This window comes from Actinacidiphila sp. bgisy160 (assembly GCF_057707815.1).
Genome location: NZ_JBYIQW010000046.1, coordinates 31,635 through 45,675, shown reverse-complemented (window position 1 = coordinate 45,675; position 14,041 = coordinate 31,635). Strand labels below are relative to the sequence as shown.

At 71.5% G+C, this 14,041-nt stretch carries 12 protein-coding genes; 1 reads left to right on the top strand and 11 read right to left on the bottom strand.

From position 1 onward, the window contains the following. Positions 1-69: 69 nt before the first annotated feature. From AC3EUJ_RS28370 to AC3EUJ_RS28350, 5 genes are all read right to left on the bottom strand, one after another. Positions 70-246: a hypothetical protein gene (locus AC3EUJ_RS28370; protein WP_431966231.1), complete on the bottom strand. Its 177-nt coding sequence runs from the start codon at positions 244-246 to the stop codon at positions 70-72. After that, positions 246-401 carry a hypothetical protein gene (locus AC3EUJ_RS28365; protein ID WP_431966229.1) on the bottom strand — a complete coding sequence of 52 codons (156 nt, stop codon included), beginning with the start codon at positions 399-401 and terminating at the stop codon, positions 246-248. The genes AC3EUJ_RS28370 and AC3EUJ_RS28365 overlap by 1 nt, the downstream gene beginning before the upstream one ends. Before the next feature lie 65 nt (positions 402-466). Next, complete coding sequence (locus AC3EUJ_RS28360; RefSeq protein ID WP_431966227.1) at positions 467-2,074, bottom strand: solute symporter family protein; 1,608 nt, start codon at positions 2,072-2,074, stop codon at positions 467-469. Beyond that, the gene (locus tag AC3EUJ_RS28355) at positions 2,071-2,520 is read right to left on the bottom strand and encodes a DUF485 domain-containing protein (protein WP_431966225.1); all 450 of its coding nucleotides are present in this window, start codon (positions 2,518-2,520) and stop codon (positions 2,071-2,073) included. Before AC3EUJ_RS28355 ends, AC3EUJ_RS28360 begins: the two co-directional genes overlap by 4 nt. Positions 2,521-2,709: 189 nt before the next feature. Then, on the bottom strand, positions 2,710-4,839 hold the full coding sequence (locus AC3EUJ_RS28350) for a DNA gyrase/topoisomerase IV subunit B (RefSeq protein ID WP_431966223.1): 2,130 nt from the start codon (positions 4,837-4,839) through the stop codon (positions 2,710-2,712). A 423-nt stretch (positions 4,840-5,262) separates the two neighbouring features. On the opposite strand from AC3EUJ_RS28350, the gene AC3EUJ_RS28345 reads away from it, so the two are divergent. Then, complete coding sequence (locus AC3EUJ_RS28345; protein ID WP_431966221.1) at positions 5,263-5,493, top strand: DUF7455 domain-containing protein; 231 nt, start codon at positions 5,263-5,265, stop codon at positions 5,491-5,493. 75 nt (positions 5,494-5,568) lie between these two features. Here the strand turns inward: AC3EUJ_RS28345 and AC3EUJ_RS28340 are convergent, their stop codons facing one another. The 6 genes from AC3EUJ_RS28340 to AC3EUJ_RS28315 all read right to left on the bottom strand — a co-directional run bounded on the left by AC3EUJ_RS28340 (position 5,569) and on the right by AC3EUJ_RS28315 (position 13,943). Then, entirely contained in the window at positions 5,569-6,429 is an 861-nt protein-coding gene (locus AC3EUJ_RS28340; RefSeq protein ID WP_431966219.1) for a S1 family peptidase, read from the bottom strand. Between the two features lie 142 nt (positions 6,430-6,571). Continuing rightward, complete coding sequence (locus AC3EUJ_RS28335; protein ID WP_431966217.1) at positions 6,572-8,143, bottom strand: RNA polymerase sigma factor; 1,572 nt, start codon at positions 8,141-8,143, stop codon at positions 6,572-6,574. A gap of 317 nt (positions 8,144-8,460) precedes the next feature. Next, a complete protein-coding gene (locus tag AC3EUJ_RS28330) occupies positions 8,461-9,369 on the bottom strand; it encodes a FadR/GntR family transcriptional regulator (protein ID WP_431966215.1) in 909 nt (302 codons plus the stop codon). Between the two features lie 92 nt (positions 9,370-9,461). Continuing rightward, on the bottom strand, positions 9,462-11,096 hold the full coding sequence (locus AC3EUJ_RS28325; RefSeq protein WP_431966213.1) for an ATP-binding cassette domain-containing protein: 1,635 nt from the start codon (positions 11,094-11,096) through the stop codon (positions 9,462-9,464). A gap of 29 nt (positions 11,097-11,125) precedes the next feature. Beyond that, complete coding sequence (locus tag AC3EUJ_RS28320) at positions 11,126-11,842, bottom strand: NUDIX hydrolase (RefSeq protein WP_431966211.1); 717 nt, start codon at positions 11,840-11,842, stop codon at positions 11,126-11,128. A gap of 121 nt (positions 11,843-11,963) precedes the next feature. After that, positions 11,964-13,943, bottom strand: coding sequence for a glycogen debranching N-terminal domain-containing protein (locus tag AC3EUJ_RS28315; protein ID WP_431966209.1), 1,980 nt, complete (start codon positions 13,941-13,943; stop codon positions 11,964-11,966). Positions 13,944-14,041 lie beyond the last annotated feature (98 nt).

Genomic DNA, 14,041 nt, shown 5'->3' with positions numbered 1-14,041 from the left:
GACGCGCATCAGCCCGGCCTGCCTCGGCGTGCTTGACGGCCGCGTAGCCGCTGATGCCGGGATCGGCGGTCAGTCCGGCGACGCCGGAGTTGACGACCAGAGCACCAGCACGACGGCGGCCGCCACCCACGGGGAGCAGCCGTCACGGATGCAGACCGCGCCGACGGTCACGCCGCGCGCGTGGACCCCGTAGACCGCGAGGTCGACCTCGCGCATGGTGAGGGCGAAGACCATGCCGGCCGCCATCAGGCCGCCATGGCGAGCGTTGTGGCGGTGCCGGTCGGGTCGACCGGGTGAGGAAGCCGGGCTCGGCGGTGGCCCACGACGAGCGCCGGCGGGACCAGCACCACTGCCACGCCTGACTCGTCGCGCAGCAGCCAACCCATACGGCTCGATGGCAAGCCGCACAGCGTGGAGGTGCCGTGGGCCTGCGGCAATCAGAGAGCTTTGCCAGGCGGAACGGGCGTCACACCGCTCCGGCCCCGGTGAGCGAACGGACCTCGACCTCGGCGAACTTGTCCTCGTCGGCGCGCTCGCGGGACAGGACCGTGCCCAGCCAGCCCGCGGCGAAGCCCAGCGGGATGGACACCAGGCCCGGGTTCTCCAGCGGGAAGAGCTGGAAGTCCACACCCGGGAACAGCGACTGCGGGCCGCCCGACACCACCGGGGAGAGCACCACCAGCGCGACCGCCGGGACGAGACCCCCATAGATCGCCCACACCGTGCCGCGCGTGGTGAACCTCCGCCAGAACAGCGTGAACAGCAGCGCGGGCAGGTTGGCGGACGCGGCCACCGAGAACGCGAGCCCCACCAGGAAGGCCACGTTCTGGCCCTGCGCGAACAGGCTCAGCGCGATGGCCACCCCGCCGATGCAGACGGCGGCCACCCGGGCCACGCGCACGTCCTGGTTCTCGGGGCGCTTGCCGCCCGACGTCGGCCGGCGGCGGCGCAGCGTCGCGTGGAGGTCGTGCGCGACCGAGGCGGACGAGGCGAGCGTGATCCCGGCGACGACGGCCAGGATCGTGGCGAACGCGACCGCTCCGACGACCGCGAAGAGCACCGTGCCGCCGGTGGAGCCCGCTCCCCCGCCCAAATCGAGGGCGAGAAGTGGCACCGCCGTGTTCCCGGCGGCATTGGAGGCGCGCACGGTATGGGAGCCGACCAGCGCCGCGGCACCGAGGCCCAGCACGATCGTCATCAGATAGAAGCCGCCGATGAGGCCGATCGCCCAGACCACGGAACGCCGTGCCGACCGGGCGGTGGGCACGGTGTAGAAGCGCGACAGGATGTGCGGCAGTCCAGCGGTGCCCAGGACGAGGGCGAGGCCGAGGCTGATGAAGTCCAGCCGGTCGGTCCAGCTCTGCCCGTACAGCATGCCGGGGCCGAGGAAGTCCCGGCCGTGGCCGCTGCCGTCGGCGGCCGAGCGCAGCAGCGATCCGATGTCACCGTGGAAGCGGACGAGGACCAGCACGGTAAGGGTCACCGTACCGCCCATGAGCAGCACGGTCTTGACGATCTGGATCCAGGTCGTGGCGCGCATGCCGCCGAAGGCGACGTAGAAGACCATGAGCGCGCCGACGCCGATGACGGTCCAGGTGCGGGCCGCCGGCCCCTGGCCGCCGAGCAGAAGGGAGACCAGGCTTCCGGCGCCGACCATCTGCGCGACGAGGTAGAGCACCGAGACGGTGACCGAGGAGGTGCCAGCGGCGATCCGGACCGGGCGCTGTCGCATGCGGGCGGTGAGGACGTCGGCGAGGGTGTAGCGGCCGCAGTTGCGGACCAGTTCGGCGACGAGCAGCAGCACGAGCAGCCAGGCGACGAGGAATCCGACGGAATAAAGCATGCCGTCGTAGCCGAAGAGCGCGATGAGCCCGGAGATGCCGAGGAAGGAGGCGGCCGACATGTAGTCGCCGGCGATGGCGAATCCGTTCTCCAGCGGGGAGAAGAGACGGCCGCCGGCGAAGAACTCCACGGACGAGCTGCGCCGCCGGCCGGCCCAGGCGGTGATGGCCAGGGTGACGGAGACGAAGACGGTGAAGAGGACCAGTGCCATGCCCTGGTGGTTGCCGGTCACCGCATCCGCTCCTGGGTGTCCCAGCGCAGGTCAAGGGCGGCCCGGTCTCGGCGCAGCCGGGCATGCCGGGCGTAGGCCCAGGTCAGGAGGAAGGTCGAGGCGAACTGGGCGAGGCCGAGGACCATGGCCACGTTGAGCTCGCCGGCCAGTGGCCGGGCCATCAGGCGCGGCGCGGCCGTCGCCAGGACGACGTAGAGCAGGTACCAGGCGAGGAAGGCGCCGGCCGCCGGGAAGACGAATCGCCGGTAACGGGAACGCACCTCCATGAAGGGGCCGCTGGCCTGCACCTCCCGGTAGACCCCGGCGTGCCCGTCGGCCGGGCGGGCCTGCGAAGGGAGGGAGACGGGCGGCGGCTCGGGTCCCTCCCACTTCCCCGCGGTCAGGACGTCGTACCAGGGGTCGTCCACCCGCAGCCCTCCGGTTTCCGCCCGGTCGTGCTCTTTCACGAACTCTCCTCGCTTCACGGGCCGATCGGCCGTGCGCCCAAGCATGGACATTGCGGGAAGATCCGGGAGCCTCCAAGCGGAATCCTTCACCTCATCGGGTGATGGTGCCCCACCCCTTGGGGTGGGGCAGCGCCGACGTCCTCCACGGGCGGGTGCCCGTGGAGGACGCCGCCGCGGGGAACCGGTCCGTCAGGCGTCGATCCGCGAACGGTCGAGCGTGGCGGCGGAGTTGGCGATGAACTCGCGGCGCGGCGCGACCTCGTTGCCCATCAGCAGGTCGAAGGCGAGCTCCGCGCCCTCCAGGTCGCTGATGTTGATCCGGCGCAGGGTGCGGTGGCGCGGGTCCATCGTGGTCTCGGCCAGCTGGTCGGCGTCCATCTCGCCCAGGCCCTTGTAGCGCTGGATGGACTCCTTGTAACGGATGCCCTTGCGCTCGAACTCCAGCAGAGTCTCGCGCAGCTCCCGGTCGGAGTACGTGTAGACGTACTTGTCCTGGCCCTTGCGGGGGTTGGTCAGCTCGACCCGGTGCAGCGGCGGCACGGCGGCGAAGACCCGGCCGGCCTCGACCATGGGTCGCATGTAGCGCTGGAAGAGCGTCAGCAGCAGACAGCGGATGTGGCTGCCGTCGACGTCGGCGTCCGTCATCATGATGATCTTGCCGTAACGGGCCTGGTCGATGTCGAACGTACGGCCCGAGCCGGCTCCTATGACCTGGATGATGGCGCCGCACTCGGCGTTCTTCAGCATGTCCGACACCGAGGACTTCTGGACGTTGAGGATCTTGCCCCGGATCGGGAGCAGCGCCTGGAATTCCGAGTTGCGTGCGAGCTTGGCGGTACCCAGCGCCGAATCACCCTCGACGATGAACAGTTCGCTGCGGTCGACGTCGTCGCTTCGGCAGTCGGCCAGCTTGGCCGGCAGCGACGAGGACTCCAGCGCGGTCTTGCGTCGCTGCGCCTCCTTGTGCTGCCGGGCGGCGATCCGGGTTCGGGCCGCGGCGACGGCCTTCTCCAGGACGGCTCGGGCCTGCTGCTTGTCGTCCCGCTTGGTGGAGGTGAGGAAGGCCTTGAGCTCGCGGGACACCACGTTGGCCACGATGCGGTTGGCCGCCGAGGTGCCCAGCACCTCCTTGGTCTGGCCCTCGAACTGCGGCTCGGCGAGACGGACCGTGACGACCGCGGTCAGCCCCTCCAGGGCGTCGTCCTTGACGATGTCGTCCTCGGCGACGCGCAGCATCTTGGTGGCGCGCAGCACCTCGTTGAACGTCCTGGTGACGGCGCCCTCGAAGCCGCGCACATGGGTGCCGCCCTTGGGGGTGGCGATGATGTTCACGAAGGAGCGCAGCGTGCTGTCGTAACCGGTGCCCCAGCGCAGGGCGACATCGACGCCGAGCTCGCGGGTGACCTCGGAGGGGGTCATGTGGCCCCGGTCGTCGAGGACGGGGACGGTCTCCTTGAATGTGCCGCTGCCGGTCAGCCGCAGCACGTCGCAGATCGGCTTGTCCGGAGTGAGGTACTCGGCGAACTCGCTGATTCCGCCGTCGAAGTGGAAGGTCTCCTCAACCGGCTTCCCGTCCTCGGAGCCGTTGTCGGGGCGCTCGTCGCGGACGACGATCGTGAGCCCGGGGACCAGGAACGCGGTCTGGCGGGCGCGCTGGTGAAGCGTCTCCAGGGAGAGCTTGGCGTCCTTGAGGAAGATCTGACGGTCCGCCCAGTAGCGAACGCGGGTGCCGGTACGGGCCCGCGGCACCTTCTTGACCTTGTCCAGCCCGTTGCCCGGCTCGAAGGGCGCCTCGGGGCCGGCCTTGGCGAAGCCGCCGGGGACGCCGCGGCGGAAGCTGATCGCGTGCGTGTGCCCGCCGCGGTCGACCTCGACGTCCAGGCGGGCGGAGAGCGCGTTGACGACGGAGGCGCCGACGCCGTGCAGACCGCCGGAGGCCGCGTAGGAGCCGCCGCCGAACTTGCCGCCGGCGTGCAGCTTGGTCATGACGACCTCGACACCGGACAGGCCGGTCTTGGGCTCGACGTCGACGGGGATGCCGCGGCCGTTGTCCCGGACCTCGACGGAGGCGTCGTCGTGGAGGATGACCTCGATGTGGTCGCAGTGCCCGCCCAGGGCCTCGTCCACCGAGTTGTCGATGATCTCCCACAGGCAGTGCATGAGGCCGCGGCTGTCGGTGGAACCGATGTACATGCCCGGGCGCTTGCGGACCGCTTCGAGGCCCTCGAGCACGAGCAGGTGTCGCGCGGTGTAGTTGGAGCCGTCACGATCTGCACCGGTCAGCAACGCGGTGGACGGCACGGATGTTTCGGCGGTCACGCGAACGTCTCCTCATGAAGTTCTTCAGCCGTATCGGTGAGAGGGTACCGAGGTCACGCACGGCCGTTTCGCCGCGACCCGGTATGGGCACCATGCTAGCCCGCTTTCGAAGACATGTTCGATCCCTCGTTTGAGTGATACACATGTCACGTTCCACTGGAGGCATGAACCATTTAGGCTCGGGGCACGTCCTCCTCAACAACCGGCCGCAGGGCCGGGGGGACGCAACCGAACAATCTGACCAGATCCGCCAGAACGACCCGAAGCCGACAGATAAGACGCCAGAGGATCATTCGCCGCCAATCGGTAGCATCCGGCCGCAACAACAACAGTTTCCAAGGAAAAGACCTGAGCGGGAACAGTTTCGGCCTGGTTGGATGTTGACCCTGGTACGACAGCTCGTCGAGCTAGAGAAGAGGCGACGTGACTACTGTTCTGACCCCCGCGAGCCCGCTGACGGCGGCGGACCGCTGCGACCGTTGCGGCGCCCAGGCATACCTGCGCGTCGTACTCATCAGTGGCGGCGAGCTGCTCTTCTGCGCGCACCATGGGCGTAAGTTCGAGCCCGAATTGAAGAAGATCGCTGCGGAAATACAGGACGAGACCGGTCGGCTCACCGCCGCCCCGGCCGTCGCGGCCGATGACGAACGCTGACGCATAGCACTGCGACGAGCTCTCACGACGGGCGGCCTCCCGTGAGGGAGGCCGCCCGTCGGCTTGTCCGCCGCGTCATGAAGAGTGCTGGCCCACCAGTCCCGCCACCGCCGAAACCCGGGTGTACACACCGGGATGGCCGGCCTGGGCGCATCCCGCGCCCCAGGACACCAGCCCTATCAGCCGCCCGCCCGCCACCAGCGGACCGCCGCTGTCCCCCTGGCACGAGTCGTGCCCGCCGGCCAGGTCGCCGGCGCAGACCATGCCGTTCTTCTGGTACTTGCCTTCCACACTGCCCGGATACGCCTGCTCACAGACCGAGTCGTCGAGCACCGAGACGTTCGCCGCCATCAGGACGTTCGAGTAGGTCCCCAGGCCCGCCGTGTCCCCCCAGCCGAAGACCTGCGCCGGCGTGCCCGCCTCGTAGGAACCCAGGTCCCCGGGTGCCGCCATGGGTATCGTGCTTCCGGCGGGAAACGGCTCCGCGGTCGTCACGACCGCGACGTCGCCGCTGTTGGTCGTGGGATCGTACGCGGGATTGACCCAGACCCGGCGGACCGCCACCTCCCTGCCCGCGGAGCCGGCGAGATCCGTCCGCCCGGCGATGACACGAAGGTCGGACACCTGGTTCCAGTCCCCGCCCAGCGCGGTCGGGCTGAAGCAGTGCGCCGCGCTGACCACGGTGTTCGGCCCGACGAGCGCTCCGCCGCAGAACTGCCCCGAGCGGCCCGTGCCGTAGCGGGACCGGCTCGACAGGACCACCGCCCACGGGTACTGCTCCGTGGTGACCGGCGTGCCGCCTATGACACCGTTGTCGGCGCCCGGGGCCACCGGAGCGTACGCCAACACCGCGGCGGTGGCGGAAGCCGGTAGCGACAGCGCGAGCGCGGACCCGGCTATGAGCCCGCCGATCAGCGTGCGGATCGAGGAACGCATGCATTCTCCTCACCATCCGGAATGCCCTGAGCACCCACAGTGACCTGACAGGGCGGGGGTCGCATCCGGAGAACTGTCCGGAAAGGCCGATGGGCCCGCGACCGCCGTGGCGGTCGCGGGCCCATCTGGGCGTTCTGCGGGATCAGTCCAGGTAGTCGCGGAGAACCTGGGAACGCGAGGGATGACGCAGCTTGGACATGGTCTTGGACTCGATCTGGCGGATGCGCTCACGGGTGACCCCGTACACCTTGCCGATCTCGTCCAGCGTCTTCGGCTGACCGTCGGTGAGGCCGAAGCGCATGGAGACCACGCCCGCCTCGCGCTCACTGAGCGTGTCGAGCACCGAATGCAACTGCTCCTGCAGCAGCGTGAAGCTGACCGCGTCGGCCGGCACGACCGCCTCGGAGTCCTCGATGAGGTCACCGAACTCGCTGTCGCCGTCCTCACCGAGCGGGGTGTGCAGCGAGATGGGCTCGCGGCCGTACTTCTGGACCTCGATGACCTTCTCGGGAGTCATGTCGAGTTCCTTGGCCAGCTCCTCCGGGGTGGGCTCGCGGCCCAGGTCCTGGAGCATCTGGCGCTGGACGCGGGCCAGCTTGTTGATGACCTCGACCATGTGCACCGGGATGCGGATGGTGCGGGCCTGATCGGCCATCGCACGGGTGATCGCCTGGCGGATCCACCAGGTCGCGTACGTCGAGAACTTGAAGCCCTTGGTGTAGTCGAACTTCTCGACGGCACGGATCAGACCGAGGTTGCCCTCCTGGATCAGGTCCAGGAACAGCATGCCGCGGCCGGTGTAGCGCTTGGCCAGCGAGACCACCAGACGGAGGTTGGCCTCCAGGAGGTGGTTCTTGGCCCAGCGGCCGTCCTCGGCGATGATCTCCAGCTCGCGCTTGAGCTTGGGGGCGAGCTTGTCGGCCTGGGCCAGCTTGTCCTCGGCGAACAGACCGGCCTCGATGCGCTTGGCGAGCTCCACCTCCTGCTCGGCGTTGAGCAGCGGGACCTTGCCGATCTGCTTGAGGTAGTCCTTCACCGGGTCGGCGGTGGCGCCGGCCGCGGCGACCTGCTGGGCGGGCGCGTCGTCCTCGTCCTCGTCGGACAGGACGAAGCTCTCCGCCTCGGCCTCGGCGGGGACGTCCTCGTCCTTGCCGGGGGCCACGTCCTCGAGGAGCTCCTCGCCCTCGCCGAGTTCGTCGTCCTTCTTGGCCTTGGTGGCGGTGGTCTTCTTCGCGGCGGTCTTCTTGGCGGTTGCGGTGGTCTTCTTCGCCGCAGTCTTCTTGGCGACGGCCTTCTTCGCGGGTGCCACGGCCTCGTCCTCCGGCTCCCCCACGGGCTCCGCCGCCCCACTGGGGGCGGGGGCCGCGGCGGCCTTGGCTGCGACGGACTTCTTGACCGGGGCGGCCTTGGTGGCGACGGTCTTGGTGGCAGTACGCTTCGCCGGGCTCTTGGCTGCGACGCTCTTACGGGTGCGCTTGGGCGCCTCGGCGGCACTCACCATCAGCGTCACACCCTCCTCGTCGAGGACCTGGTTGAGGCTGCGCAGAACGTTCTTCCACTGGGTTGCCGGGATCTGGTCCGCTTCGAAGGCTCGGCGCACGTCGTCGCCGGCGATCTGACCCTGAGCCTTACCCCGCTCGATGAGCGCCATCAGAGACTCGGACTCGGCGATCTCCGGCGGGAGCGTACGGGATGTGCTGGCCGACACGAACAACCTCTCGGAACGATGGAAAACGACTAGGGTGGGAACCGCTCGGCAACTCAGCGTCATGTTCGTCGCGGATATTCCTCGCGCGGCCGCCACCTCTAAGCTCATCGCGCTGCCGCCCAGAGCGTTACGCCCCGCCGTACGTGGTTCGAGTCACACCCCGCATCGGCGCCAAACCGTCGATAGCGGGACACTCCCCGTGCACGCCGGCACCATGCCCGGTTGAATACGTGCGTCAACCATGGCGGACGGCTCCGCCGCCGGGCCCGGAGGCCGTGGGCCGGCGGCGGAAGTCGGTGCCGTCTCGTGCTGCGCGGGAACGCTCAGTGCTCGCGGGGGGCCGGGACGACATGGTCCGCCGCGCCGCCGGGACCCGTGTCGGGGTGGACGGCGAGCAGCTGGCGCATGGCGGTCTCCGCCTCGGCACCGTCGGAGGCGGCCAGCGCCTCGACGACCCGCGTGTGCAGGGCCACCGAGTGCTCGCCGGGGCGCTCGCAGCCGGTGACGGGGCCGCCGGAGACCTGCAGGGCGGCGGAGACGATGCCGGACAGGTGTTCCAGCATCCGGTTGCCCGCGACCTGCAGCAGCAGGGCATGGAACTCGGCGTCCGCCCGGGAGAAGGTGAGGCCGTCACCCTGCCCCACGGCGTGGGCCATGATGTCGGTCATGTCGACGAGGCGCTGCTGGACGTCCTCGCGGCCGTGACCCGCCGCGAGGCGGGCGGCCAGGGGCTCGATCGTCCAGCGCAGTTCGAACAGCTCGCGACGCTGGTCGTCGCGCTGCGGGCCGAAGGCCCGCCATTCGATGATGTCGGGGTCGAGCAGGTTCCAGTCACTGACCGGGCGGACCCGGGTGCCGACGTTGGGCCGGGCGCTGACGAGGCCCTTGGCCTCCAGTACCCGCAGCGACTCGCGGACGACGGTACGGGAGACCTCGAAACGCTGGCCGATCTCCTCGGGGACGAGCGGGCGGTCGGCCCCGAGATCGCCGGAGACGATCATCTGGCCGAGTTGCTGGACGAGTTGGCCGTGCAGCCCGCGGCCACGGCTCCCGGCGGGGCGGCGGCCGACCCGGCCCATGTCGGCGTCGCCGCCGTCCCAGGAGGGTGTGCCGCCCGGGCGGTCGAGGCCGGCGGGGGCGTCGGCGTACGGATAGCGGTCGATGTCCCCGCCGCCGAGACTCGGGTCGGCGGGGCGGGCCGCGGTCATCATGGTGTGCGCAAGGGTACTCACGCATCATTTGTCGGCGATGGCGCGGGATGCCTTGAGGGCTTTCCTGAAAAGCACACGAAAGGGTGAGCACTCATCACCTGATAATTGACGCTTTATCGGAAGGAAATGGGGTTTCTCCGACGCAAGACCGTTGCCACATAGGCACACGAGAGAGCGAGGAGCGACAAAACGAAGGAATACCGGACCGGTTGGGTCGCCAGACGGGTCATGTCGATCGCCGGGGCGGACGCCGCCCGCCTCATCAGCGGGGCCACCAGCAACGGAACCGCCAGGACACCGGCCAGCCCGAGCGCCGTGGTGCGGAACACCCCGGCGGCCAGCACCCCGGCCCAGCAGCAGACGAGCGAGAGGGCGACCGCGGGGGCCGCGGTCGAGGCCAGCACGAACGTCGAGGGCAGTGCGCCCGGTCCGTGTTCGAGGCGCATCGCGACGAGGCCGAGCGTCGTTCCCAGGAGGGCGATCAGTACCGCCGTCGAACCGTTGACGACGAGCTTGGCGAGCAGCAGGCGCAGTTGTCGCGGCACGGGTGCGTGCGCGGGGGCCAGCGCGGGATAGCGGAACTCCTGGCCGTAGGCGAGGGCGCCGATGAGGCCGGCGCCCAACGCGACGGGCGGCAGGGGCAGCGAGTGCGGCCAGCCGGTCAGCAGACGCAGCGAGAAGGTGTGATGGCCGGTCCGCAGCAGGGCCAGGGTGGCCAGACCCGAGACCAGGACGGAGACGAGCGTGACGAGCCAGGGGCCGCGGACGCCGGTCAGGCGGCGCAGTTCGTAGCGGACGGGCCGGGCCGGACCGGCGGGTGGCACAGCGGCGCGCGCGGCCGCCAGGGGCACCGCAGGCCGGTCTCGGTCGCCGTCCGGGGCCTCCGGCACACCGGTGTCGGCCACCTCGTCCGCGAGACGGTGCAGGAGGATGCCGTTCCGGAAGGCGGTTTCGCCGACCTGGGCGGTGGTCGCGCCGTGTACACGGATGCGGCTGCCGCTCTCGTGGGTGATCTCGGTCCCGTCGCCGGTCAGCAGCAGGCCCAGGCGTTCGGCCTGGGGTGACTGGACGGCCACGTACGGGCGCAGCCGGCGGCGGCAGAACTCGTGGGCGGACTGGTCGGCGACGAGCCGGCCCTTGTCGAGGGTGACGACGCGATCGCCGAGCCTGCCCGCCGCCTTGGGGTCGGCGCAGGTGACCACGACGGCGCCGCCGCGCGCCGCGTACGCCTTGAGCAGGCCGTACAACCAGGCGCTGTCGCGCGGGGAAAGCCCCTGGGCCGGGTCGTCCAGGACCAGCGCGGGCGGGTCCCCGAGGAGCGCCGCAGCCACGCCCAGGCGGCGGTCCATACCGAGGGAGAAGGTCGACAGGCGGCGTCCGGCCGTCTCGCGCAGGCCCACGATCTCCAGGACGTGGTCGGCGCGTTCGGCCGGGGCCCCCGCCGCGGCTGCGAGCATGCGCAGGTGGCCACGTGCGGTCCGGGCGGGGTGGCCGGCCACGTCACCGAGGAGCACTCCCACCGCGTTGGCCGGATGGGTGTGGCGGTGCAGGGGGCGCCCGCCGAACAGCGTGACGCCGCGGCCCGGTTCGAGTTCGAGCATCAGCCGCAGGACGGTGGACTTGCCGGCGCCGCTGTCGCCGAGCAGGACGGTGATCTCGCCGGGGTGGGCGTCGAAGGTGAGGTCGTCGACGGCAGGGGGCTCTTCGCCCCGGGACGCGCTGGTCAGTCCGATGGCCTGGATCACCATTGCACCATAACGCGCAAATGGCCCGGAATTTACACCTCTGGTCGCAACATGGGCGGATTGAGAATGGTTGCTCCACCCGCGCGGAACAGCTGTGCGGGACGGCCGCCCTGACGGGTCGTCGTGCCACCGGCGGGGACGAGGAAGCCGACCGTCCCCGTCACCTTGCGATGGAAGTTGCGAGGGTCGAGGGCGACGCCCCACACCGCCTCGTAGACGCGGCGCAGCTCGCCGACGGTGAACTCGGGCGGACAGAAGGCGGTGGCCAGCGCCGAGTACTCGAGCTTGGAGCGGGCGCGCTCCACGCCGTCGGCCAGGATGCGCGCGTGGTCGAAGGCGAGGGTGCCCTCCTCGCCGTTGCGCAGCAGCTCCTCGACCGGGGCCCAGCGGGCGCTTCGCGCGTCGCCCCCGGCACGGGGCGCGGGCAGGTCCGGGGCGAGCACGAGGTGGGCGACGCTCACCACGCGCATGCGCGGGTCGCGCTTGGGGTCGCCGTAGGTGGCCAGCTGCTCGAGGTGGACGCCGCTGCCCGCGCGCAGTCCGGTCTCCTCCTCCAGTTCGCGGGCGGCCGCCCCGGCCAGGTCCTCGTCGCCGCGTACGAAGCCGCCGGGCAGCGCCCACCGGCCCTGGTAGGGCGGTTCGCCGCGGCGGACCGCGAGGGCGCACAGGGCGTGGCTGCGCACTGTGAGCACGACGAGATCGACAGTGACGGCGAAGGGCGGGAAAGCTGACGGGTCGTAGGGCGCCATGCCCGCGATCATAGTCGTCTGCCTGACGATAAACAGCAGGTTGGCGGGATGACGCGCCTCGCGTTCGGCCTGTTGTTCGACGTCGCGGCGGTGGCCCGGCGCCCGCTGCCGCCCGGCGGATTCAGGCACCGACCTGGAGTCCGGGAGCCGCCTCCTCGATCACGGCCGTACCGGACGCGCCGATCCGCAGCGCGAAGGGCTCCTCGGCCACCCGCAGCCCGGCGAGGCCGAGATCCCCGAGCGGGGCGGCGGCCAGGGGACGCACGGCCACCATGCGTTCGGGAGCGTCGGGGCGGATCCCGGCGAGGGCCATCAGCAGGTGGACGGCGCCGGCGGCGGCCAGCGCGGCGGGGCGCGAGGCCGTCGGGTGCGGGGCGGGCCGCCGGGAGTCGTCACGCTGTTCCCCCGCGTACATCTCGGGCAGGCGATGGCCGAACGCACCGGCCGCGTCCAGCACGCCCAGCAGCAGTGCCGCGGCCTGGTCTTCATGGCCGGCCGCAGCCAGCCCGGCGACCGCGACGGCCGTCTCGTGGATCCGCACCGCTCCGCCGCGGTGTCCGAAGGGGTTGTAGCCGGGGGCCCTGGCGGACAGGGTGCGCAGTCCCCATCCCGAGTCGAGTTCCGGAGCCGCGAGAAGGCGAGCGAGCTGCTCCGTCTGCGCCTTGTCCAGCAGGCCGGGAGCGAGCTCGCAGCCGCCCAGCAGGCCGGTGTCGAGCAGATGGGCGGCGGCCGAGCCCAGGTGGGGCACGGGTCTGCCGTCGGGGGTGAGCGCGGCGGCCGGGCTCCCGCCGGTGGGGTCGTCCAGCCAGAAGTCCTCGCGGAACCTGCGGCGCAGCGCCTCGGCCCGCTCCCGCCACTCCTCCGGACCCGGGCGTCCAAGGGCCTGGAGCAGATCGGCGCCAAGCAGCATGGCCCGGTGGGCGTGTGCCTGCACGTCGCAGCGCAGGGGGCCGCCCGGCACGGGGTCGGGAACGTACCCGCTCTCGGCCGCCACCGACCGCAGCCACCGCAGACTGCGCTCGGCGGCCGGCAGCAACTGTTCGGTGTCCCGCTCCGGAAGTCCCCACCGGCGTGCCTCGGCGAGCAGGGTGACGAAGAGGAGCCCCGCCTCCACCCCGGAGCAGGTGGGCGGCAGAAGCGGGCCGGCATGGCGCAGCGGGCCCGGCAGGCCGCCGGTCTCCGGGTCCTGGCGGCGGGCGAACGCCCGCAGGGTACCGGCCGCCAGGCGGGTGCCGAGCGGCAGCAGCATCCGGGCCGCCCACAGGGCGTCGGCCGGGGCGGGACCGAGCCGCCATGGCGCGCCCGCCGCCACATGGACGTCCAGGGGGTGCCCCGGGTCGCGCAGCAGCAGCGCCCTTAGGTCGTCGAGGGCGGCCCGCAGCAGCGTCTCCGCCCGGCCGTCACCGCCCCGGACCTCCGGGGCGGACCAGGGCACGGGGACCGCCGGGGCGGATCCACCGTTCACGCCGGCCACGGCGGGCTCCAGCGTCGCGCGCAGCTCGATCGTGCGGGACGCCCCGGCGGGCAGCGCCAGCTCCCAGCACAGCAACCCCGCGGAGGCCAGGGCACTCTCGGGCGCCGGCACGGCGGTGACCCGGGCCCGCAGACCCTCGGCCGACCACAGCAGTCCCGCGTCGCAGACACTGGGCTGCAGCTCCGGCCCGGAGGATCCGGCCGCGATCGCCGCCAGCTCCGCGAGGTCGGTCGCCAGGGCCACTTCGAAGGGGATGCGCAGGGCGCGGGAACCGGTGTTGTGGATCGTGATGCGCTCGGTGCCCCCGGCCGTGCGGAGCCGCTCGACGGTGAGAGCGGGGTCCGGTGCCGTGTCGCCGGGCACGCGGGCGACGGAGGTGAACCGCGCCCGCCCCGCCGTGACCAGCCCGCCCTGCACGGGGAGCGGTGGCACCCCCGCGACGCGCAGCTCGCAGCGGGCCAGTACCCGGCGGCCGCCCTGGTAGAAGCCGCCCAGGCCGCTTCCGTCGAGCTGTCCGTGCTCCGGCGAGACCGCGAGGGCCGGGGCCGCGACGCACATCACGGCGTCGTGCACCGGCTGCGGCCCCCGGTCCTGCCGGGGCGGCCGGTTGACCGGCTGCGGGCTCATGCCACCTCCTCGTCGGTTCGATCGCTCGGGCGCTGCCGCCACTACCCACGAGAACGGCCGTGTGGGCACTCGGGTCACGCGCCGTCTACCGTTCCTGA